The following is a 20,414-nucleotide window of genomic DNA, read 5'->3' on the forward strand; positions in this document are numbered from 1 at the left end:
TGCACGGAGTGCTCATGAAGAACAGCCGATTCGCAAGAACCGCTGGCTGGTTGGCCGTGCCGTGCCTGATCGCGGCTGGCCTGCTGGCCTGGTATGTCACCCGCGAGCCTGCCTCGCCTTTGCAAAACGATTCAGTGGCCGTGGCCAATATCGACCCGGCCTTGGTGACCCGAGGTGAATACGTCGCTCGCCTCAGTGACTGCGTGGCCTGCCACAGCGTACCGAATGGCAAGCCGTTCGCAGGCGGTCTGGAAATGGCCACGCCGTTGGGGACGATTCACGCCACCAACATCACCCCGGACAAGGACACCGGGATCGGTAACTACAGCCTGGCGGACTTCGACCGCGCTGTGCGCCATGGTGTCGCGCCAGGCGGGCGGCGGTTGTATCCGGCGATGCCGTACCCATCTTACGCCAAGCTCAACGACGATGACGTCCGCGCGCTGTACGCCTTTTTCATGAAGGGCGTAGCGCCGGTCAAGCAAGCCAACGTCGCGAGTTCGATTCCTTGGCCCTTGAACCTGCGCTGGCCGATTGCGTTGTGGAACGGCGTGTTTGCCGACACCACGCCGTACGTGGCCAAGACCGGTCAGGACGAGCAGTGGAATCGCGGCGCTTATCTGGTGCAGGGCGCCGGGCACTGCGGCAGTTGCCACACGCCCCGTGGCCTGGCGTTCAACGAGAAGGCGCTGGATGAGTCTGGCTCGGCATTCGTCTCCGGCGCGCTGCTCGACGGCTGGTACGCACCGAGCCTGCGCAACGACCACAACACCGGGCTGGGCCGCTGGAGTGAGGGCGAGATCGCACAGTTCCTCAAGACCGGGCGTAACCGCCATGCCGTGGTCTTCGGCTCCATGACCGAGGCGTTCAACAACTCCACGCAATTCATGAGCGATGAGGATCTGGCGGCGATTGCCCGTTACCTGAAATCGCTGCCAGGCGACAGCCAGCGTGACGGCGCGCCTTGGCAATATCAGGCGGTCTCAGCGGCGACCCGCCTCGATGCACCGGGTGCTCATACCTACGTGACCCGTTGCGCGTCCTGTCACGGGCTTGACGGTCAGGGCCAGCCTGATGCGATGCCGCCACTGGCGGGGGCGACGTCGACGCTGGCCAAAGAAGTGGCCTCGGCGATCAACATCACCCTCAATGGCTCACAGCGAGTAGTTGCAGCCGGGGTGCCGGATGCCTATCGCATGCCGGCCTTCCGTGAGCAGTTGTCGGACCAGCAGATCGCTGAAGTGCTTTCGTTTGTGCGCGGCACATGGGGCAATCAGGGCGGCGCTGTGGATGCGCAAGCGGTCGGCAAGCTGCGTGAGCACACCGATCCGGCAAGCAGTAGCCCGATCATTTTGCAGATGCGCTGAGAGGAACGCCCGATGGAAAGCATCGACCTGTTGGTGTTGCGCACGGCCCGCGACTGGCTCGCTTCGGGGCATCGGGTGTTGCTGGCGACGGTAGCCCGCACCTGGGGGTCGTCGCCGCGCCCGGTGGGGTCGATGATGGCGCTGCGTAACGACGGTCGCGTGGTGGGCAGTGTGTCCGGTGGCTGCATCGAGGACGACCTGATTCACCGCTACACCACTGCTTATGGCGGCAGCGGGCTGCCGGACGCCACGCCTGAGGTGGTGCGTTACGGCGTCAGCGCTGACGAGGCTCATCGCTTCGGCTTGCCCTGCGGCGGCACGCTGGAACTGGTGCTGGAGTTCAGCCCCTCATGGCGGTCTCTCGATGAGTTGTTGAGTCACCTCGACGCCGGGCATCTGGTGCGCCGCCGCTTGACGTTGGAAGGTAATGAGGTCGCGCTGGAACGCAGCGCGATGCCGGAGCAGTTCAGCTTCGACGGCCAGCAGATGCTCAACACGTTGGGGCCAGGGTATCGATTGCTGATGATCGGTGCCGGTGCGTTGGCCGAGTATTTGGCAACCATGGCGCTGTTCAATGGCTTCAAGGTCACGGTCTGCGATCCGCGCCCCGAGTACGTCGAGACGTGGGCGGTGAGCGGGGTCGAAAAGGTGGTGGGCATGCCGGATGACGTGGTGCGGGATTTTGCGGTCGACCTGCGCACCTGCATCGTCGCCCTGAGTCACGACCCCAAACTGGATGATCTGGCGCTGTTGGAAGCGTTGCAAAGCCCCGCGTTCTACATCGGCGCCATCGGTTCGCGGCGCAACAGCCAATTGCGCCGTGAGCGCTTGATCGAGCATTTCGGCGAGACCGATCGCTCGCTTGAACGTCTGCATGGCCCGATGGGCATTTACATCGGCAGCAAGACCCCGGCGGAAATTGCGGTCAGCGTCATGGCCGAGATTCTCGCCGCGAAAAACGGCATCACCCTGCCGGGCGCGGCCAACGTTGCCGAGGCCAAACGCCTGCGTGAGCGGGTCGGGGCACGTTGATCTGGTTCCCCAACGTTGCCTGAAGATGAGCCTGAGGCTGCCGTTTCCGTATGGTCGGCAGCTTCCGGCCCTTGATTATTGATAAGCAGCGGATGAAAAAAGTGGGTAGCGCTTATTCCACTTGCGACAGCTTGGCGTCGTCGCAACCCGAAGCGCGGCATTCGCGCTCGATGGCTTTGAGTATCACGATACGCGCTTCGGTCTTCTCGTTGGCACAGTCCAGGTAGAGCAGGCCATCGTTGGAGCAGGCGTTGTCACGAATCTTGATCCACTGGATCTGGGCGTCTTTGACTTTTTTCTTTTGCTCCGGGTTTAGCACGCTCACCGTCTTCTTGTATTGCTCGTTGATGTCCTGATCTGCCTGAACCATTTTCAGCGACGCGCAGTAGGTTCGGTCATAGGCGTTGCGAGGGTTGTCGCAACTCAGTGCAAAAGCCGATGCGGATACCAGTGTCAGCATTGCGCCAACCAACAAAGACTTGATCACTTACTTCTCTCCTTGAATGCCCTCTATGGGTTAGAGGTGGCGGCGCAGAATTTATCACGAGTGCGGAGGATCGATGAAGCCGATGCTCGGGTTCGTTTCGTCGCTCACCCGGATTACCCGGACATCGGCATCACCGTTTCACAACGCTCAGGCCCCACTGACGACCCGGCGGCGGACTGGAAGAACGTGGTCACATGGTCACGGGCGACTTCTACCTATGGAGGAGGCAGCGTTCATCTTCATCGATACGGTGCTGCTGTGGAATCGCACTGCTGAAAAGCTGGCACAGACAGAGCGTGAACTGCGCGCGCTGAACATTCATGTGCGCATCGTCGACGATCCGAGCCAGGCCGTGAGCGACGCGCAGTCCCTGTCGCGTGCACCGATTGACGGCTGCGAAGTGAGGTCACGCCTGAGTCGAGTTCATGGTGGATTTGAACCACTCGACGATGGGCGCGATCAGGGCGTTGTTGCGATGACGGGTTCGCAACAGATACCCGTGATCCTCGCGGGTGACGATCGGCCCCAGCGGCACCAGCAACCCGTCCTGTATGGCCTGCTCGGCCAGCGCGCCCCACGCCAGCACCAGGCCATGGCCTTGAATCGCAGCGTTCAACAGCAGCGGATAGTTGTTGAACGTGAAGCTGGTCTGTTCATTCAGCTCGCCAAACCCCGCCAGATCAGACCAGCGTGCCCAGTCCAGCCAGCGCGGGTTGCGCTCGTCCATGTGCAGCAGCGCGACAGCGCGCAAATCGGGTTCAGTCACCTCGTTTCCCAACGCATGCAGCTGTGCAAAGCCCGGGCTGCACACGGGGAAGACGCACTCGGGTGCCAGCATGATTTCGCCTTCGCGCCCTGAATTGCGCTGATCGAAGCTGATGGAAAGATCGGCTTCGTGCAGGAGGGCAGCGTCCAGCGTGTCGACAGGGAGGACCTGAAACCGCACGTCCGGAAACGCGCTCTGCAACACGTGCAATCGGGGTAACAACCAGAGGTGTGAAAAGCCGAAGTTCGCCGCGATGGTGATCAGCGGAACCTGCTGCGTCAGGCCGACGCGGGCGCGCTCAAGGGCGGCATGCAGATGGGTCAACACTGGAGAAAGTTCTTCGTGAAGGCGCTTGCCCGTTGGTGTCGGGCGCAAGCGATTGCCCGAGCGGTCGAGTAGCGCACCGCCCACGGTGTCTTCCAGGCTCCTGATCTGCTGGGAAATGGCCGGTTGGGTGGTCCCGGTCTCTTTCGCAGCAGCGGTCATGGACCCGAGCCTCACCGCGGCTTCGAACGCCATCAGTGCCTTCAGCGCCGGGAGGTTGCGGTGGTTATCTTTCATAAGGTTTTTGCATGGTCTGTATAAAGTTTGGGCAGCTACCGGCACTGCCTCTCACTGGCTAGAGTGCCCACTAAGAAGCAACGAAAAGCGCCAGCGCATCCTCACACACAACGTCGCCTGCTGCCAATTCGCAAAGTGCATGCATTAGAAAGCTGCATGGTGACGCGACGAACCGGCGCTTCAACTCGCGCTTCTTTCCAGGAATGAATGTTTCACAAACCCTCAGGACTTGCCCCATGCACGCCACCGAACTGGACATTCAACAGACGCCACCCGCCATCAAGTTGCTCACCGAATCCGGCGAGTACGAAGTGCCAGCCCTTTGGCTGCGAGAGAAGACGCAGGACCCGGATGCCACTGATTCGCTCACTCAGCAGCGCTTGTTTGACTCGCACCTCATCGACCCTGACATTCGTCTGATCGATGTGCAGCACGTCTCGGCGGGGCAGGTGCAACTGGCCTTCAGCGACGGCTATTGCGCCACGTATTCGACGAAGGAACTGATGGCAGAGCTGGTCGATGCTGATCACGCGCCGTCAACGGTGGCGTGGGGGAGCGATCTGGATCAAAGCCTGATTCGCCACGACTGGCGCGCGATGAACCACGACCCGGCATTCGAGGCCGCACTGACGGCGTATCTCAAGTACGGCTACATCGTGCTGACCCACGTTCCGAACACGCCGGAGCAGGTGCTGGCGGTGGGCAGCAAGTTTGGTTATGTGAAGGAAACCAACTTCGGACAATACTTCGAGGTGTACTCCAAACCTCAGGCCAATGATCTGGCGTACCGCAGCGTCCGATTGGGGCCGCACACCGACAACCCTTATCGCGATCCGGTGCCCGGTATTCAGTTGCTGCATTGCCTGATCAACGAAACTTCGGGCGGCCTGTCGACGCTGGTGGACAGCATCAAGGTGGTCGAGGCATTGAAAGCGCAAGACCTGCCCGGTTACCTGTTGCTCAAGAACACCCCGGTGCGCTTCCGCTTCGTGGACAAGGGCGTCGAGCTGACCACCCGCAGGCCGATGATCAAGACCGACGAAGCCGGCCAGACCCTGGGTGTGCATTACAGCCCGCGGCTGGACAGTTTGCCGCTGTTGGGGGCGGCGGACATGCGCGCGTTTCATCTGGCCCGCAAGCGCCTGGCCGAGCTGTTCAATCACCCGGATTACGAGGTCAGATTCCGCCTGCAGGCCGGCGAGTTGATGTTGTTCGACAACAGCCGCGTGCTGCACGGGCGCACCCACTACGACCCGGCGCAAGGTCATCGCCATCTACAGGGCTGCTACATCGATCTTGATGGACCCCGTGAGCGGTTGAGCGAGATCTTCAAACGAAACCGTACATCCGAAGAGGCTGCCTGATATGGACCAGGTCGAATTCATCCGCATGAAAGACGGCACGTTCGAGGAGTATCACTTCCTTGAACACCTTGAAAAAGAATTCAACAAAGGGCTGCCCGAGAGGATTCTGAACGCTTTGCAAGGGTTGGCGACGACGCTTTCGGGCTACCAGATCAACCGCCTGGAACATTCCCTGCAAACCGCCGCTCGCGCTGAGGCGGACGGGGCAGACGAGGAGATGATCGTTGGTGCATTGATCCACGACATTGGCGACGACCTGGCGCCCTATAACCACTCCCAATTCGCGGCCTCGGTGATTCGGCCCTACGTGCGTGGCGAGGTGGCCTGGATCCTTCACCATCATGGCCTGTTCCAGAATTTCTACTACGCCCATCACTTCGGTGGCGATCGTAACGAGCGGGATCGCTACAAGGATCACCCTTGTTATTCGCTCTGCGTGGATTTCTGCGAGCGCTGGGATCAGGCGTCGTTCGACCCCGACTACCCGACACCGGATCTGCAACACTTCGCGCCCATGGTACGGCGGATTTTCAGCCGCAAACCGTTCGATCCCCAAGTGATCGGGAAGGAGTATTCGTTGTCCTGAGGGGCTTTCTTCGCGCGTTCATGGCGCCACGATGACTTCCACCGTGACGCCCGCGGCCAATGGCACCCACAGCTGAAAGTCGCTGCCGTCATCGGGTGTATGGATCTGGTGGTCGAGGCCGCTGGCGTTGACCCGGTCGAGTAGGGCGGTCCACTCGGTCGGGTCGGCGACGCGCAGGGCAATGTGGTCGATGCGCGACGACAACCAGGTCGCGGGCGAGCCGCCCGTGGCCTGGCTCAAGTGAATCAGGGGGCGCTCATCACGGTAGAGCCAGACGCCGGGCACCCGGAAATTCGGGCGATGGCCAGCCCTCAAACCGATTACTTCGGTGAAGAAACGGACCGTCGCGTCGAGGTCCGGGGTAACGATATTGGCGTGATCCAGGTACATGGGAAGGCCTGCTTTGCCCGTGAGGTCATTGATGGAGTGAACTCATTGTGCAAATCAGTCTTGATGTTGAAAATTGGGCTGGTGTTTGACGGATTTTCAAAAAAACCGGAAAGATCGGCTCGCGCAGCGAGCCCAGAGCGCTGAATATCTGCGTGCGCTCAGCCTGCCTTCCAGATGCCGCGTCGTGGCGTAGCTAACACGGTCCCTTGTAGCAGTCCTGCCGACCGGCCGTTAGAGAGCGGTTTCTTGCGCAGCCCGTTCAAAGCGCTCGCGCAGGAAATCCAGCAATGCTCGCACCCTCGGCGGCAGGTAGCGATTGCGCGGGTACAGCGCATGCACCGGCGCCTCGGCGGTTTGCCAATCGGGCATCACCAACTGTAAACGACCCGCCGCCAGATCGGCGTTGATGTCCCAGATTGACTTGAGGGTGATGCCATGACCGTCGATGGCCCATTGACGGGCCAGGGCGCCGTCGTTGGTCTCGCGGGCGGCTTCCAGTGGCACCTTGAATACGCAGCTTTCATCGCCTCGTTGCAGACGCCACTCGCTGGACCAGCCTGACGAGCCCGCGATGATGTGGTCGAAGTTCGTCAGTTGATCCGGGTGATCAGGCATGCCCTTGCGCCGCAGATATGCCGGGGAGGCGCACAGCACCCGGCGATTGGTGGCCAGCGGGCGGGCGATCAGCGAACTGTCCGGCGGCACGCCAAAACGGATCATCAGGTCCACGTCGTCGGCGATCAGATGAGACAGCGAATCAGAGAGCAGCAACGCAGGCACCACCTGGGGATACCGCGCGGTGAACTCGTCAAGCCAGGGGTTGAGCACGTGGCGACCGAAGTCCGAGGTGGCCGAGATACGAATCTTGCCGCGAATTTCCTTCTTCTCCACCGACAGCGCCGCGCGGGCGTCGTCCAGTGCCTGCAAGGCCTGACGGCAATGTTGCAGGTAAATCCGGCCCTCGTCGGTCAGCCGCAATTGGCGTGTGGTGCGTTCGAACAGGCGGGTGTCGAGGGACGACTCAAGTTTGAGCAAACGTGCACTTGCCGCTGCCGGTGACAGGCCCAGTTTGCGACCGGCCGCTGAAAGCCCGCCGGATTGAGCAGCCTCGACGAACAGCCGAATGGCTTCCAGGTTGTCCATGACTTTTCCAGATTTTTTGAAAATCCATCAAAGATTAACCCAATTATCAAATCGGATCGCCAAACGCACACTGAGTCCATCAACCGCCACTGACTCAGGAATCCTTCACCATGCCACCCTCAACGAACCTGTTCACCCCCATTGCCTTCGCTGGCCTGAACGCCCCGCACCGCGTGGTGATGGCCCCCATGACCCGCGCTCGCAGCACTCAGCCCGGCGACATCCCCAATTCGCTCAACGCGCAGTATTACGCCCAGCGCGCCTCGGCTGCGTTGATCGTCACTGAAGCCTCGCAGATCTCGCCTCAGGGCAAGGGCTACTCCTTCACCCCAGGTATCTACAGCGAAGCGCAAGTGGAGGGCTGGCGCGGCATCACCCAGGCGGTGCACGCCGAAGGCGGTCGCATCTTCCTGCAACTGTGGCACGTGGGGCGCATGTCGCACCCGGACTTCCACGGTGGCGAGCTGCCGGTGGCGCCGTCTGCCGAGCCGTTCGAAGGGCAGATCTGGAAAGTCGATCCCGTCACCCGGCAAGGCGCCATGGTCGACAGCCCGACGCCCCGTGCCTTGAGCCGCATTGAAATCGCGCAAATCGTCGACGACTTCCGCCAGGCTGCACGTCGCGCCATCCGCGCCGGTTTCGATGGCGTGGAAGTGCACGGCGCCAACGGCTATCTGGTGGATCAGTTCCTGCGCACCACCTCCAACAAACGCACCGACGAATACGGCGGCTCTCGCAGTAATCGCCTGCGCTTTCTGCGGGAAGTGATCGACGCGATCAGCGATGAAATCGGCGCCGAACGCACGGCCATTCGCCTGGCGCCGTTCCTCACCGCGCGGGGCATGGACTGCCCGGACATTCTGCCCACCATCCTCGAAGCTGCTGAATACCTGCAAGCCAAAGGCATTGGCTACCTGCACCTGGTGGAAGCCGACTGGGACGATGCGCCGGTCTTCACCGAGTCATTCCGCAAGTCCCTGCGTGAACGTTTCAGCCGCCCGATCATCGTCGCTGGTCACTACGACCGTGAGCGCGCCGAATGGGTGATCGCCCAAGGCTACGCCGACCTTGTGGCGTTTGGCAGGGCCTTCGTCGGCAACCCTGACTTGCCAACGCGTCTGCAACACAACCTGCCCCTTGCGGCACTCGATCCGTCGACCCTGTTTGGGGGCGCTGCTGAGGGCTACGTCGACTACCCACCTGCCAACACTGGAGAAATCTGATGCGTGCTTTGATCACTGGCCTGCTGGCCGCTGCTGCCCTGACTTCTGCGCTGACCCAAACGGCCGTCGCTGCCGAAACACCGTTGATTGCACCCAACGTGCTGATCACCGATCCCGCTGCGACGCCAGAACACGTGCAGGCCCAAACGCTGGCTGCGCGCCGTTACGCGACCTTCTGGGCTTCCGGAAACCCGGACCTGGCTCGCGCTGCGCTGGCCCCTGACTTCATGGACCGCACCCTGCCAGCGGGGCGCCCGCAAGGCATCGCAGGGCCCTTGGCCGCGTCCAAAGGGTTTCTGACGGCCGTGCCGGACCTCGCGGTGGAGGTCCAGCAAATGATCGTCAGCGGCGATCGCGTCGTCTCGCACCTGCGCTTCACTGGGCATTTCACCGGCACGTTCAACGGTGTGAAAGGGCAGGGGCAGGCGGTTAACTTCATCGCCACCGACATCTACCGCATCGCCGATGGCCGCATCGCTGAAAACTGGCATCTGGAAGACAACCTGACCTTCCTTCAGCAAATCGAGGTGGTTCATCCCTGAAAAACAAGCGCCGACGTGGCCATGCCCTGCACGTCGGCGCTCGTCTTTCAGGCGCTCGCCACGGCTCAGTGATTGTTCATCAGGACCATCGCCACCACGCTGAAGCTCAGAGCGTTGGTGGATAGCCTGGACATCGACATATGAAGGACAGCGGCCGTTTGACGGAGGAGGGCGTCCATGCCCCTGTAACGTCACCGCAGCGGTTGTCAGCTTCGAGGGTTTTCCCGATCCGCTCGACGGCCCTGCGCTGATGGCTCGCGTTGCGTGCGATGGTCGAGCAGGCTGATCACGGTACCCAGCACCGCGATCACACCCATCATCACCAAACCGATGTCTGAGGCTTGCATCTTTGACTCCTGAACGTTGTGTGCGAAGGAAATGAAGGGGGTTGGTCAGGCCATGCGGCGCAGGGCGACGACCATCCCGGCACCCAGCACTGTCATGCCCAAAACCAGCGCCGGGAACGATATCCACCAGGGCACGCCTGCGGTCATCATGCTGAACTCAGACATGCCGCCAATGCCGGCAATCAGGTTCAGCGGCAAGAACACGACGTTGATCAGGGTGAGTTTGCGCAGCGCCAGGTTCATGCCGTTGTTGGCGAGGTTGCCCCGGGATTCGATGAGGTTGGCGAACACCTTGGCGTGGATTCTGGCTTGCTGATAGCTCTGCTCGTTTTCGATGATCAGGTCGTTGAGTGTGTCCAGTTGGTCGGGGCTGAAACCTTGCCGCTGCCCATGGCTGCGCAACAGGGTGAGTACCGTACCGTTGCCGTGAATCGCGTTGACGTAGTACACGAGGCTTTCGCTGAGGTTGTACATCTGCGCCAGTTGGCGGTTGTCCATCGCTTCAGTGAATTGCTGCTGAATCTCGCGGGCGACCTGTTTCACCACGCGCAAATGCCCCAGGTAGTGATGAACGCTTTCGGCCAGCAGCGCCATGAGCACATCCAGTGGTCCGGTCAGGTCCGGTTCGTCCTTCACGTTCGAGAGCAGCGAGTTGCTGGCGCAGATCACCACCAGTCGCTGCTCGCTCAACACCACGCCGAAAGACGACACATTGAAGGCCCGGCCGTCGAAGCTCTCCGGGCGCTTCCAGATCAGGAACAGGTGATCGGGCTTGATCTCGATTCGGGCCACTTCGTCCGGGTCCAGCGAGGACTCCATGGCTTGTGCGCTGATGCCGAGCCGCGCCTGCAAGGCCACTTGTTGATGGGCATCCGGTGCGATGCACAGCCACACCTCGGCGTTGTGTTCAGGTGCCGCGCGCAGGGCACCGGATTGAATGCAGTAGCCTTCAACCATCGTTCACCACGCCTGTCCACGGTGTTTTCGTTCGAGTCGATGGGTGAAGGCCTGCAACACCCGACGATACAACTCGTCCCCCAGCACGGCGTCTTCGATTCCGGCATCCAGATTGGGGTTGTCGTTCACTTCGATGACCAACACGCGATCGCCGGCCTGCTTGAGATCGACGCCATAAAGCCCATCGCCGATCAGCCGTGCGGTGTCCACGGCCAGCTTTATGACGGCGACCGGGGCCTGCTCCACCGGGACAGCACGACACAGGCCGTTGACTTCACCGGCCAACGCTTTGTGGTTGTAGATCTGCCAGTGTCCCTTGGACATGAAGTACTGGCAGGCATAGAGCGCTTCGCCGTTGAGTACGCCCACCCGCCAGTCGTAATCGGTGTAGCAATATTCCTGCGCGAGCAGCAGCACCGAGTGTTCGAACAGTTCCTGTGCGGCGGCGTGCAGCGCCTGCGCGTCGGCGACCTTGATCACGCCTCGCGAGAAACAGCCGTCCGGGATTTTCAGCACCAGTGGAAAGCCCAGGCGACGACCCACCCGTTCCAGTTCCTGAGGGCGGTCCTTGTAGAGAATGTCGGTGGCAGGCATACCCAGCCCCCGGCGCTTGAGCAGGTCGGCCAGGTAGACCTTGTTGGTGCAGCGAAGAATGGAGGAGGGGTCATCGATGACCACCAGACCTTCGCTCTCGGCCTTTTTGGCGAACCGATAGGTATGGTCGTCCACCCGCGTGGTTTCGCGGATGAACAGGGCGTCGAACTCGGCCAGGCGCGCATAGTCCTTTTTCTCGATCAGTTCGATGTCGATGCCCAACTGCTTGCCGGTTTCGACGAAGCGTTCCAGCGCTCGGGGGTTGGAGGGGGGCAGTGCTTCGGTCGGGTCGTGAAGGATCGCCAGATCGTAACGGGCCACCCGGCGAGAGGCCGGTTGACGCCAGGTACGTCGGTTGAAAGCATCCAGCGCGTCAGCGAAGACGTGCTGCTGTTCGTCGCGAAGCCGGTGCAGCGCACCCGCTTTGATCCCGGCGATCTGCCAGGTTTCGCCGCGACGAAACTCCACCAGCAGGATTGGGCAAGGGAAGCTCTCGAAGAGCTGGCGACCCAGCTCTTGGAGCGAGGCGATGGAAGCCTTGCCGAAATACAACGACAGTGTGAACGCTTCAGTGCTGCCGTAGGGATGATTGGCCAGTGCTCGTTCCAGCGTGCGTTCAAGATCGTCCAGCCCGACGCCATACAAGGCCTTGCGAGCCAGTTCGCTGACCGTTCTCACCGAGGGAAACACCTTGTGGCCACGGGCTTCGGCGAGTAGCGAGCAGTAGTAGCCTTGCCCCAGGTATTTGTAATGACGGCACAGGTTGATGACTTGGGTGCGAGGGGGGAAATCGTCGCTGTGCTCCAGGTAATCCTGCGCCAGCATCAGGCTTTCGCTGGGCAGGTAGTCGGCCCAGTCCTCTTTGCGTTCGACCAGAATCAGCAATCGACTGCCAGAAGGGTGGGGACTGGGAGGTTCCTCGACGAGGGTGATTGTCGAACCTTCGGATTTGTCCAATACTGCGTTCACGTTGGCTTGCACCGCTGACATGAGTAATCGATCCGTGTTGAAGAAGACGCCGCTTCAATAAATCACGGGCCTTTGGGCCTGTCCCGGTTCGTTACTCAAACATTACGGTGTTGCCATGCTTTTTGATGTTCACGTTGCGTCGATGGACGATGTGCAGGCTCTGGTCGAGCTGGAGCAGGAATGTTTCACCCTCGACCGCTTGCGTCAGCGCCATTTCCACAGGATGGTCAGCCGGGCGAACGCCAGTCTGATCGTCGTCACCGCGCAGAAAAAACTTGCCGGTTATGCCCTGGTGTTGTTTCGTCGGGGCACCTCCGTTGCACGTCTGTATTCGATTGCTGTCAGCCGGGCCTGGCGCGGGCATGGATTGGGGCAGCGTTTGCTGGATGAAGCGCAGACCTGTGCATTGGCCCGCCATTGCACGCGGTTGCGACTGGAGGTGCGCCCCGACAATCCCGCCGCCATCAGCCTCTACGAAGCCAACGGATATGAGCGTTTCGCATGCGTCGAGCATTACTACGAAGACCACACCGAAGCGCTGCGTTACGAAAAGCACCTTGTGTGCGATGGCCTGTGAGTGGTCGACCCTTGAAACACCTGTTGATGGCGGGCCTCGTTGCTGCTTCGCAATCGCCACCCTATACCTGAGTGTGGGGTCGCTATGCCAACCGACTATGGCGCACCTTTCCCCGGCGCTGGATCATACGGCCAGACCCCACTTTCATTCATGCGTTGCTCACTTCGGCTGCTCTCGGTGCAGAGGGCCGTCAACGGGGATTCCGATGCGCATTTCATCTGCAAGAAAAATCGTGGTCATACAGGCACATCCCCATCTCTCGTCGACGTGCGCACAGTTGATGCATGCGTCGATGGCGCAACTCAAAGGCGCTGACGGTTGCGTCGACTGTCATGTGCATGTGCAGGGGCAGTCATGGGGGCGTTGGGTGATCGAGTGCGCGTGGTCGACGCTGGAGACCATGGACGCAAGCACCGACGCGATATTCCGGCCTGCGTTCGAGCAGTTGATCGAGCGCAATCTATTACGCTCGATTGCCATCTATGAACGTGACGACGCCACCGAGCATGACCTGCTGTCGTGTCTCTCCTGAGCGACAGGGAGCTGTCAGACGGGGCGCTTCAGGCCGGGCAGGGTGATCGTGACCTTCGCGCCCGATGAGCCGTCGTCCCGGTTCTCCAGTTGAATCAGGCCGCCCGCAGCCTCGATGATCGAGCGGCAGATCGGCAGGCCCATGCCCATGCCGGTGGTCTTGGTGGTGAAGAAGCTTTCGAACAGTTTGTGCTCAAGGCCGGGAGCGATGCCGGGGCCGCTGTCCAGCACTTCGAAACGCACGTCCTGGCCGTCCGGGCTGGTACTTCGCAGCGTCAGTTCCCGAGGCGCAGATGCGGTCGAGGCCATGGCTTGAGCGGCGTTCATCACCAGGTTGACGATCACCTGCTGCAACAGCACCCGGTCGGCACGAACCGGTGGCAGTGCGCCGGCCAGCTCGGTGGTCAGGCGGATCGAATGCTTGCGCAGTTCATGATCGGTGAACTGCAGCGAGTCCTGAACCACTTCGTTGATGGCCACGTCCGATTCTTCAGCGGGGCGACGCAGCGCCATGGCGCGAATGCGGCCGATGACATCGTCGGTCCTTTGTGCCTCGTCTATGATCTGCAACAGCGCGTTTTCGATCTCCTGCAAATCAGGCTGTGGCCGTTTGAGCCAGCGCAGGGCGGCTTGCGCGTAAGTGGAAATCGAGGTGAGGGGCTGTTTGATTTCATGGGCGATCGACGCACTCAACTCGCCCAGTATCGAGATGCGTGCCACATGGGCGAGTTCGGTCTGCATGATCTCCAGCGCATGACGCGCTGCCGCCAGTTCAGACAGGTCGATGATGCCGATCAGGATCACTCCGCGCGCCAGATTTTCTTTGGAGAAACAGGCCGTGAACAGGCACTCGAACGCGGTGCCGTCGATGGTTTTCAAGCGTGTGACTTCGATGTTGTTGGGCAATCCCGCCAGGGATTTGACGACGCAGCGGGCGTAAACCTGAATGCTCTCGTCCGGCCAATAGCGATCAACCGTGCCGAGCATTTCGGCGCGGTTGCCACGACCGAAGAGGCGCAGGCTGTGGTCGTTCAGGTCGAGCACGCGGGTGCTGCGCATCATGTCGCGCACCACTTCAGGATGGGTCAGAAAGTAAGGCTCCAGATCACGCACCCCGGCATCGAGTAGTGCACGGATTTTGGGGCCGACGGCGGTGAAGTCCAGCTCCCAGAACGAGGCCGCCATGGCCTGAAACAGATTGCGATAACGGTACTCGCTGGCCTTGAGATGGCGCTCCAGTTCCTTGGCCGAGGAAATGTCGTGGCCGGTTTCCAGCACGCCGACGGGGTTGCCCGCTGCATCCCTGCGCAGGGACCAGCGGACGTTCACCAAACGACGGGAGCCCGTTTCGGTCAGCCGCGACAACTCGCCTTCCCAATAACCGTCCGCCAGCACCTTGGCGTCGGCGCAGGCGTGTGGATCGCGGTGGTGTTCGCACTTCAGCAGGGCGCGCGCGTTGGCGCCCAGCGCGGTGTGCGAGGGCCACCCGTACAGGGCGGCCGACGCAGCATTCCAGAAGTGGATCGTTCCTTCCATGTCACGCACGAACACCGCGTCGTGAAAGCGCTCGAATACGTGCGCTTCGGCGGGCGTGATCGGTGGTGTCATGGCGTGGGCGTTCCCATGACCAGCACCGCGCGCAGCTTCACGTCGGCGCGCATCATGCGGGCGTATGCTTCGGCGGCTTGTTCGAGCGGGAACGTCTCCACCAGCGGGCGAATGGCCTGAAGGTTGGCGAAGGCCAGGGTCTGTTCGTTGTCGATGACGGTGCCGGTGAGGGCACCACTGACCGAGCGCGCGCCGAAGATCAGGTCGGTGGCGTTGATGGCGAGGGGTTCGCCCGGAACTGCGACGACCACCAACTGACCACGCGGCGACAAACCGGGAATGGTGTCGGTCATGCCTTGCGCCGAAGGCGCCGTGCCAAGCACCACCTTCGCGCCACCCAGGCTGCGCAGCACTTCGGCGACGTTTTCGGTGGTCGCATCGATGTAGCGGTGCGCGCCCAAAGACAGCGCCATGTCTGCCTTGTTGGCGCCTCGCGCGATCACCACGGTGTGAAAGCCCATCTTGCGCGCGAACTGCACGCCCAGATGCCCCAGCCCGCCCAGCCCGTGGATGGCGACCACATCACCCGCCTGAGCGCCGGAGTGACGCAAGGCGTTGAATGTCGTCAGGCCCGCACACAGCAGCGGGGCGGCCTCGGCGGCGTCCAGGTCTTCCGGCACGTTCACCAGCCCGCGAGCCTCGGCCACCATGATTTCGGCGTAACCGCCGTCGGTGGTCATCCCGGTGATCACCGGGTTCTGGCAGGTCACCGGGTCGCCCTGTCGGCACGATGGACAGGTGCCGTCTTCTCCCGCGAGGAAACCAACGCCGACCCGTTGCCCGACGCTCCAGCCCTGAACACCGTCGCCCAGTGCGTCGATGCGGCCAATGACTTCATGGCCTGGTACGCGAGGGTAGGGGACGCCTGCGAAGCCCTCCACCGTAGCGCTGTCGGAGTGGCACACGCCGCAGGCTTCGACCCTGATGCGCACCTGGCCAGTGCCCGGTATCGGGACAGGGCGTTCGACCAGCTCCAGTTGGCCGGGGGCGGTGGCGACAACAGATTTGTAAGTAGTCGGGGATGTCATGAATGATCGCTCTCTAAACGTGTTGAATGGGCAGCGGTGAGCGGCGCGTCTCGCCATCGTCGAGACGCCGCCCTCCGTTGCCGTGAAAAACTCAGCGGGCCAGCGGTGGGATACGTGGCCCGGTTGATCGGGTGTCAGTCGTTGTCGGCATTCACGAACGCCGCGATGTGTCGGGCAGCGGTTCGGGGAAACTGCAATTGAGGCCCGTGGCCTGCAGCTGGAAAGGTCACGGTGTGCAGCGTCGGCAACTGGCCGCTCAACGCGTACCAGTTCTCTACCGGAAAGACGATGTCGTGGTCTGCGCCCAAGTGCAGCACCGGCACGGTCGTGGTTTTCAAGACCTGCAACACGGCGTCCGCCGGGAACACCGGGTTTTTCGGTCCGTCCCCCAACTGCGCCCCGGCCCATTCGTGGGGCACCTCGGGGCTGGCATCGTCGCGCTTGACCGCGAGTCGTTCCCAGGCGCGTTCGGCCGCGCTGCGGCTGGCCGCGGAGGACGGTTCGAAAAACAGACTGACGAAATCGTCGAAGTCGTTTTCACGGCGAGCCAGCTCGTAGAACAGCGGCTCGCCGGTCTTGACCAGCACGCCCGGCGGCGTGGTCGCGATCAACACCAGATGGCTCACCGACTGCGGCGCCTGAGCGAGCACGATTTGCGCGGCCACGCCGCCGATCGACCAGCCGCCAATGACCACCCGACCCAATTTCAGGGCGGTGATCAGCTCAAGGGTGTCCTTCGCAAGCGAGGCGGGGTTGTAGGTCTTCTCGCCGGTGGAGCGGCCCAGACCGCTGTAGTCGAAAACGGTGACCTCGAAACCCTGCTGCACCAGGCTGTCGAGAAACACCGGATCCCACGCGTCCATCGTTCCACGAAACCGCACACACAATACGAGAGGAATGCCGTGCCCAAACGTTCGATAGGCGAGTGTTCGGCCACCGATTTCCACGTAACGCACAGGGGCATGAAAACTTACGGATTGCTCAGCCATAGTCATTTGCTCTTCGTGATCAAGCCTATTAAGAAACCGAGGGGCAGAACGGAATGTTATTGCTGTCCCTTGATGATCTTGCGGTTTTTATTAGTACGAGCGAATGAACAGGATTAATAGGATTCTGGTGCGTATTGCCTAAGTTCTGTAATGGGTTTTTTTATAGAACTTTTACAGTTGCGCGCTATGGGGCGCTGCACATTTCATACAGTGTCAATGAATAAGTGAATGGCTGAACAACTGTCGATTCACGATGAAATTCATTATAGGATGCGACCCCGATCATCCCCCGATGAGCTGTCACTTCCTTATTCGCATCGTGCCGTGCGTTGACGCGAATTGAAACGACATTTACGGTCATGTTTTCGGACATGGCGCCAGACGGAGCGAGCATGCACAGAATCGGCTATTTCCTGACCGATGGATTTCAGGTCATGGCGTTGGGCACCCAGTCGGTGTTCGAATTCGCCAACGTCGTCGCCAGGGAGCAGGTCTATCAGGTCACCAATTATTCGCTGGGCGGGGGCGTGGTCACCTCCTCCATCGGGGCGTCGGTGAATACGCAGCCAGTGACGTCCGAATCCCGGGCGGATACGTGGATGGTGTCCGGCATCGTTGATCCGATCGGCCATGTCAGCACCGCCGAGGAACTGGATTTTCTCAAGCGGGCGGCAGGTCAGGCGCAGCGGGTGGGCGGCATGTGCACGGGAGCCTTCGTGCTGGCGCAAGCCGGTCTGCTCGAAGGCAAGAAAGTCACCACCCACTGGGCCTATGCAAGCGTTCTCAAGGACCGTTTTCCGGGCACATTCGTCGAACCGGATTCGATCTTCATCAATGATGGTGCCATCTGGACGTCTGCCGGGCTGTCGGCGGCAATGGACCTGGCGCTTGGCATGGTCGAAAAAGACCTGGGCCATGGGGTCGCCAACCGCGTCGCCAAGGTGCTCGTCATGTACCACCGACGCTCTGGCGGGCAATCCCAGCATTCTGAAATGCTCAATATCGCACCCAAATCCGACCGCGTTCAGGTGGCACTGGACTATGCCCGGGCGCACCTGAGCGATGACTTGAGCGCGGAAGTTCTGGCGCGGATCGTCCACCTCAGCGAGCGGCAGTTCCGCCGGGTCTTTCTGTCGGAAACCGGCCTGTCACCGGCCAAGGCCGTGGAGCAGCTTCGGTTGGAAACCGCGCGGAACATGATCCAGCGCGGTCAGCATTCGCTGGAAATCATCGCCCGCGAGACCGGGTTTCGCGACCGTCGTCATCTGCGCGAGGTGTTCGTTCGCAAGCTGGGTGTCTCGCCGCAATCGCTCAGGCGCGAAGCCAGGGAAGGGGACACGGATTAACCGGAAACAGGCCCTTTATCTGTCTTGAAAAACAGCTCTTTTTTATCGTTCGGTCGTCATGAATGGGGAGGCTAGTTGTTCATACCCTAACCTTAAGTATGAGTTGACCCGTTGTCCGCTCAAGTACACAGTTCGTCGCATACCGTTAATGCACTGTCTCCAGGTCAAGTGGCGCACTTTCGAATTCCCGAACTTATGACAACAGGACAGATGGCCATGCAACTGACCGATAACACTATTTTTATCACAGGCGGCACATCAGGCATTGGCCGTGGCCTGGCGGAAGCGTTCCATAAGTTGGGCAATAAAGTCATTATCGCGGGCCGCAGAAAGGCGGCGGGTCTTGCCACCGACGCACCGGAAGTGACGGTCGCCGCCATTCAGGCGCTGCGCGACAACTCCGCTCTCAAGCGCATGCGCAGGTTCATGGTTTCAACCAGTCGTTGGTCGACAACCCGATTCCGGTGGGCTGATCCAGCAATGTGAGCGCTGGCCGTTCGACGCCCGGTAAAGCTCGAACGGCAGTGATGAGACAGGAGGTTGACATGCACAACATGACCCTGGCGATCACGACCCGCATGAGCGATTCGGTCGTGTTCGTCGTGGACGACGATCCGGTGCTCAGGGAGGCGCTCGCGAGCCTGCTCAGGTCGGTCGGCTATCGCGTCGTTGCCCTGGGTGACCCGGATGAACTGTTCTCGCACCCGCTGGCGAAACGGGCAGGGTGCCTGATTCTGGATGTCCGGTTGCAGGGTTGCAGCGGGTTCGACCTGCAACAGCGCCTGACGGATTCGGGCAGTCGACTGCCCATCATCTTCATCACCGGTCATGGCGACATTCCCATGTCGGTGCGCGCGATGAAAGCGGGCGCGACGGATTTCCTCACCAAACCCTTTCGCTCACAGGCGTTGATCGACGCGGTCGCGAGTGCGTTGACAGGGTACGCCGAGTACCTGGAACAACAGCGGGCGGTCGATGTGTTGCGCAAGCGATTCGATTGCCTGACGCCCCGAGAACGGCAAGTCATGGGCGGTGTGGCCAACGGCTTTTTGAACAAGCAGATCGCCAGCCAACTGGAGGTCAGCGAGATCACGGTAAAGCTGCACCGCGCCAACATGATGCGCAAATTGCACGCCAGCACCGTGGCCGATGTGGTACGGGCAAGTCATCAACTGCAACTGCCGTAGGGCAGAGAGAAGGCCCATGTCTGCACTGCCAGCCCTTGATCTCAACGTCATCACCGACGCCTGCGACGATGGTCCATTCAAACGGCCACAAGAGTCGCTGGCGCCATGGCGCGTGAAAAAGGCCAAGGACCTGATGATTCGTCTCATGGCCCAAGGCTGCTCGATCGAGTGGATCGCCAAGGAATGTGCGATTTCCAGAAGCCACTTTTCCCGTGCATTCAAAAACGCCACCGGCATGGCCCCGCACGACTGGTTTCGTAGGGAGCAGATTCGCCGGGCGGAAGCGCTGCTACGTCAACGCAAATTACCCATTTGTCAGGTGGCCCACGAGTGCGGGTTTTCGGATCAGTCGTACTTCACTCGGGTCTTCAGGAAACTGAACGGCACCAGCCCAAAGTCCTGGCAATCAAACGCCTGCACGCCCGAGGCCTAGTGCGTGGACCGCGTGCCTCGTATCGCCATCGTCGATGATGACCAATCCTGCCGGATGGCCCTTGCCAGTCTGGTGCGTTCGCTTGGCCATGAGCCTCGTCTGTTTGCCAGTGCCGAAGCGTTTCTTGCAACGTTCGATGTTGAAACGGTCGATTGCCTGATTTGTGACGTGCAGATGCCGGGCATGGACGGTCTGGCGTTACAGCGTGCACTGGCGAGCGAAGGGCGGTCGATGCCGATCATCTTCATCACCGCGTATCCCCGAGAGCCGGCGCGCGCACGTGCGATGGCCGCGGGGGCGCTGTGCTTTCTGGGCAAGCCCTATGACGCGCACATCATCATCGAGTGGATCGAGCGTGCCGTGACGAAGGGCTGAAGCCTCATTAAA

The 20,414-nt window shown here is 61.1% G+C and carries 22 protein-coding genes and 1 pseudogene; 13 read left to right on the forward strand and 10 right to left on the reverse strand.

Translation table 11 applies throughout. The annotated features are described in order from the left end of the window. Positions 1-14: 14 nt before the first annotated feature. On the forward strand, positions 15-1,367 hold the full coding sequence (locus tag ACI5GA_RS23710; protein WP_421424499.1) for a c-type cytochrome: 1,353 nt from the start codon (positions 15-17) through the stop codon (positions 1,365-1,367). A gap of 12 nt (positions 1,368-1,379) precedes the next feature. Next, positions 1,380-2,399 carry an XdhC family protein gene (locus ACI5GA_RS23715; RefSeq protein ID WP_421424501.1) on the forward strand — a complete coding sequence of 340 codons (1,020 nt, stop codon included), beginning with the start codon at positions 1,380-1,382 and terminating at the stop codon, positions 2,397-2,399. Positions 2,400-2,511: 112 nt separating this feature from the next. On the opposite strand, the gene ACI5GA_RS23720 is transcribed toward ACI5GA_RS23715, so the two are convergent. Beyond that, positions 2,512-2,886, reverse strand: coding sequence for a lysozyme inhibitor LprI family protein (locus tag ACI5GA_RS23720; protein ID WP_421424502.1), 375 nt, complete (start codon positions 2,884-2,886; stop codon positions 2,512-2,514). A gap of 406 nt (positions 2,887-3,292) precedes the next feature. After that, on the reverse strand, positions 3,293-4,213 hold the full coding sequence (locus ACI5GA_RS23725; protein ID WP_421424503.1) for a LysR family transcriptional regulator: 921 nt from the start codon (positions 4,211-4,213) through the stop codon (positions 3,293-3,295). 236 nt (positions 4,214-4,449) lie between these two features. Here ACI5GA_RS23725 and ACI5GA_RS23730 point away from each other — a divergent pair, with 236 nt between their 5' ends. Both ACI5GA_RS23730 and ACI5GA_RS23735 read left to right on the forward strand, forming a co-directional pair. Then, the gene (locus ACI5GA_RS23730) at positions 4,450-5,577 is read left to right on the forward strand and encodes a TauD/TfdA family dioxygenase (RefSeq protein WP_404639854.1); all 1,128 of its coding nucleotides are present in this window, start codon (positions 4,450-4,452) and stop codon (positions 5,575-5,577) included. Between the two features lies 1 nt (position 5,578). Then, a complete protein-coding gene (locus tag ACI5GA_RS23735) occupies positions 5,579-6,163 on the forward strand; it encodes an HD domain-containing protein (protein WP_404639856.1) in 585 nt (194 codons plus the stop codon). 18 nt (positions 6,164-6,181) lie between these two features. Here ACI5GA_RS23735 and ACI5GA_RS23740 read toward each other — a convergent pair whose 3' ends face one another. After that, positions 6,182-6,553 (reverse strand): VOC family protein, encoded by a 372-nt coding sequence (locus ACI5GA_RS23740; RefSeq protein WP_421424504.1) that lies wholly within the window; start codon positions 6,551-6,553, stop codon positions 6,182-6,184. Between the two features lie 231 nt (positions 6,554-6,784). Next, on the reverse strand, positions 6,785-7,696 hold the full coding sequence (locus ACI5GA_RS23745) for a LysR family transcriptional regulator (protein ID WP_404639860.1): 912 nt from the start codon (positions 7,694-7,696) through the stop codon (positions 6,785-6,787). Positions 7,697-7,806: 110 nt separating this feature from the next. Here ACI5GA_RS23745 and ACI5GA_RS23750 point away from each other — a divergent pair, with 110 nt between their 5' ends. Both ACI5GA_RS23750 and ACI5GA_RS23755 read left to right on the forward strand, forming a co-directional pair. Then, positions 7,807-8,919, forward strand: coding sequence for an alkene reductase (locus ACI5GA_RS23750; RefSeq protein WP_421424506.1), 1,113 nt, complete (start codon positions 7,807-7,809; stop codon positions 8,917-8,919). After that, a complete protein-coding gene (locus ACI5GA_RS23755) occupies positions 8,919-9,461 on the forward strand; it encodes an ester cyclase (RefSeq protein ID WP_421424508.1) in 543 nt (180 codons plus the stop codon). Before ACI5GA_RS23750 ends, ACI5GA_RS23755 begins: the two co-directional genes overlap by 1 nt. A 206-nt stretch (positions 9,462-9,667) precedes the next feature. Here the strand turns inward: ACI5GA_RS23755 and ACI5GA_RS23760 are convergent, their stop codons facing one another. From ACI5GA_RS23760 to ACI5GA_RS23770, 3 genes are read right to left on the reverse strand one after another with little or no spacing between them, the layout of a single operon-like run. Beyond that, complete coding sequence (locus tag ACI5GA_RS23760; RefSeq protein WP_404639866.1) at positions 9,668-9,808, reverse strand: hypothetical protein; 141 nt, start codon at positions 9,806-9,808, stop codon at positions 9,668-9,670. A gap of 45 nt (positions 9,809-9,853) precedes the next feature. Further along, entirely contained in the window at positions 9,854-10,765 is a 912-nt protein-coding gene (locus ACI5GA_RS23765; RefSeq protein WP_404639868.1) for a magnesium transporter CorA family protein, read from the reverse strand. 3 nt (positions 10,766-10,768) lie between these two features. Beyond that, positions 10,769-12,349, reverse strand: a complete 1,581-nt coding sequence (locus ACI5GA_RS23770; protein ID WP_421424509.1) for a RimK family protein — start codon at positions 12,347-12,349, stop codon at positions 10,769-10,771. A 94-nt stretch (positions 12,350-12,443) separates the two neighbouring features. Here ACI5GA_RS23770 and ACI5GA_RS23775 point away from each other — a divergent pair, with 94 nt between their 5' ends. Together ACI5GA_RS23775 and ACI5GA_RS23780 are read left to right on the forward strand one after the other, a co-directional pair. Next, positions 12,444-12,905: a GNAT family N-acetyltransferase gene (locus ACI5GA_RS23775; RefSeq protein ID WP_421424510.1), complete on the forward strand. Its 462-nt coding sequence runs from the start codon at positions 12,444-12,446 to the stop codon at positions 12,903-12,905. Positions 12,906-13,110: 205 nt separating this feature from the next. After that, positions 13,111-13,437 (forward strand): hypothetical protein, encoded by a 327-nt coding sequence (locus ACI5GA_RS23780; RefSeq protein ID WP_421424511.1) that lies wholly within the window; start codon positions 13,111-13,113, stop codon positions 13,435-13,437. A 14-nt stretch (positions 13,438-13,451) separates the two neighbouring features. Here ACI5GA_RS23780 and ACI5GA_RS23785 read toward each other — a convergent pair whose 3' ends face one another. The 3 genes from ACI5GA_RS23785 to ACI5GA_RS23795 form a co-directional block, all read right to left on the reverse strand. Next, positions 13,452-15,044, reverse strand: coding sequence for a PAS domain-containing sensor histidine kinase (locus tag ACI5GA_RS23785; protein WP_421424512.1), 1,593 nt, complete (start codon positions 15,042-15,044; stop codon positions 13,452-13,454). Beyond that, positions 15,041-16,072 (reverse strand): alcohol dehydrogenase catalytic domain-containing protein, encoded by a 1,032-nt coding sequence (locus ACI5GA_RS23790; protein WP_421424513.1) that lies wholly within the window; start codon positions 16,070-16,072, stop codon positions 15,041-15,043. Before ACI5GA_RS23790 ends, ACI5GA_RS23785 begins: the two co-directional genes overlap by 4 nt. Positions 16,073-16,206: 134 nt before the next feature. Further along, positions 16,207-17,061 (reverse strand): alpha/beta fold hydrolase, encoded by an 855-nt coding sequence (locus ACI5GA_RS23795; protein WP_421424514.1) that lies wholly within the window; start codon positions 17,059-17,061, stop codon positions 16,207-16,209. A gap of 392 nt (positions 17,062-17,453) precedes the next feature. On the opposite strand from ACI5GA_RS23795, the gene ACI5GA_RS23800 reads away from it, so the two are divergent. The 5 genes and pseudogenes from ACI5GA_RS23800 (at position 17,454) to ACI5GA_RS23820 (ending at position 20,402) form a co-directional block, all read left to right on the forward strand. Continuing rightward, on the forward strand, positions 17,454-18,407 hold the full coding sequence (locus ACI5GA_RS23800) for a GlxA family transcriptional regulator (RefSeq protein WP_421424515.1): 954 nt from the start codon (positions 17,454-17,456) through the stop codon (positions 18,405-18,407). Between the two features lie 216 nt (positions 18,408-18,623). Continuing rightward, positions 18,624-18,743 (forward strand): annotated as a pseudogene (locus ACI5GA_RS23805) (SDR family NAD(P)-dependent oxidoreductase); the annotation flags it as partial. Positions 18,744-18,952: 209 nt separating this feature from the next. Then, entirely contained in the window at positions 18,953-19,594 is a 642-nt protein-coding gene (locus ACI5GA_RS23810; protein ID WP_404639884.1) for a response regulator transcription factor, read from the forward strand. 16 nt (positions 19,595-19,610) lie between these two features. Further along, the gene (locus ACI5GA_RS23815) at positions 19,611-20,027 is read left to right on the forward strand and encodes a helix-turn-helix domain-containing protein (RefSeq protein WP_421424516.1); all 417 of its coding nucleotides are present in this window, start codon (positions 19,611-19,613) and stop codon (positions 20,025-20,027) included. A gap of 3 nt (positions 20,028-20,030) precedes the next feature. Further along, the gene (locus ACI5GA_RS23820) at positions 20,031-20,402 is read left to right on the forward strand and encodes a response regulator transcription factor (RefSeq protein ID WP_404639888.1); all 372 of its coding nucleotides are present in this window, start codon (positions 20,031-20,033) and stop codon (positions 20,400-20,402) included. The last annotated feature ends 12 nt before the right edge of the window (positions 20,403-20,414 follow it).

The sequence above is a fragment of the Pseudomonas sp. Pseu.R1 genome, assembly GCF_045764065.1.
GTDB lineage: Bacteria > Pseudomonadota > Gammaproteobacteria > Pseudomonadales > Pseudomonadaceae > Aquipseudomonas.

Coding starts and splice junctions, on each gene's coding strand:
- ACI5GA_RS23710 (WP_421424499.1), top strand. CDS start 15: ATGAAGAACAGCCGATTCGCAAGAACCGCTGGCTGGTTGGCCGTGCCG.
- ACI5GA_RS23715 (WP_421424501.1), top strand. CDS start 1,380: ATGGAAAGCATCGACCTGTTGGTGTTGCGCACGGCCCGCGACTGGCTC.
- ACI5GA_RS23725 (WP_421424503.1), bottom strand. CDS start 4,213: ATGAAAGATAACCACCGCAACCTCCCGGCGCTGAAGGCACTGATGGCG.
- ACI5GA_RS23730 (WP_404639854.1), top strand. CDS start 4,450: ATGCACGCCACCGAACTGGACATTCAACAGACGCCACCCGCCATCAAG.
- ACI5GA_RS23735 (WP_404639856.1), top strand. CDS start 5,579: ATGGACCAGGTCGAATTCATCCGCATGAAAGACGGCACGTTCGAGGAG.
- ACI5GA_RS23740 (WP_421424504.1), bottom strand. CDS start 6,553: ATGTACCTGGATCACGCCAATATCGTTACCCCGGACCTCGACGCGACG.
- ACI5GA_RS23745 (WP_404639860.1), bottom strand. CDS start 7,696: ATGGACAACCTGGAAGCCATTCGGCTGTTCGTCGAGGCTGCTCAATCC.
- ACI5GA_RS23750 (WP_421424506.1), top strand. CDS start 7,807: ATGCCACCCTCAACGAACCTGTTCACCCCCATTGCCTTCGCTGGCCTG.
- ACI5GA_RS23755 (WP_421424508.1), top strand. CDS start 8,919: ATGCGTGCTTTGATCACTGGCCTGCTGGCCGCTGCTGCCCTGACTTCT.
- ACI5GA_RS23760 (WP_404639866.1), bottom strand. CDS start 9,808: ATGCAAGCCTCAGACATCGGTTTGGTGATGATGGGTGTGATCGCGGTG.
- ACI5GA_RS23765 (WP_404639868.1), bottom strand. CDS start 10,765: ATGGTTGAAGGCTACTGCATTCAATCCGGTGCCCTGCGCGCGGCACCT.
- ACI5GA_RS23770 (WP_421424509.1), bottom strand. CDS start 12,349: ATGTCAGCGGTGCAAGCCAACGTGAACGCAGTATTGGACAAATCCGAA.
- ACI5GA_RS23775 (WP_421424510.1), top strand. CDS start 12,444: ATGCTTTTTGATGTTCACGTTGCGTCGATGGACGATGTGCAGGCTCTG.
- ACI5GA_RS23780 (WP_421424511.1), top strand. CDS start 13,111: ATGCGCATTTCATCTGCAAGAAAAATCGTGGTCATACAGGCACATCCC.
- ACI5GA_RS23785 (WP_421424512.1), bottom strand. CDS start 15,044: ATGACACCACCGATCACGCCCGCCGAAGCGCACGTATTCGAGCGCTTT.
- ACI5GA_RS23790 (WP_421424513.1), bottom strand. CDS start 16,072: ATGACATCCCCGACTACTTACAAATCTGTTGTCGCCACCGCCCCCGGC.
- ACI5GA_RS23795 (WP_421424514.1), bottom strand. CDS start 17,061: ATGGCTGAGCAATCCGTAAGTTTTCATGCCCCTGTGCGTTACGTGGAA.
- ACI5GA_RS23800 (WP_421424515.1), top strand. CDS start 17,454: ATGCACAGAATCGGCTATTTCCTGACCGATGGATTTCAGGTCATGGCG.
- ACI5GA_RS23810 (WP_404639884.1), top strand. CDS start 18,953: ATGCACAACATGACCCTGGCGATCACGACCCGCATGAGCGATTCGGTC.
- ACI5GA_RS23815 (WP_421424516.1), top strand. CDS start 19,611: ATGTCTGCACTGCCAGCCCTTGATCTCAACGTCATCACCGACGCCTGC.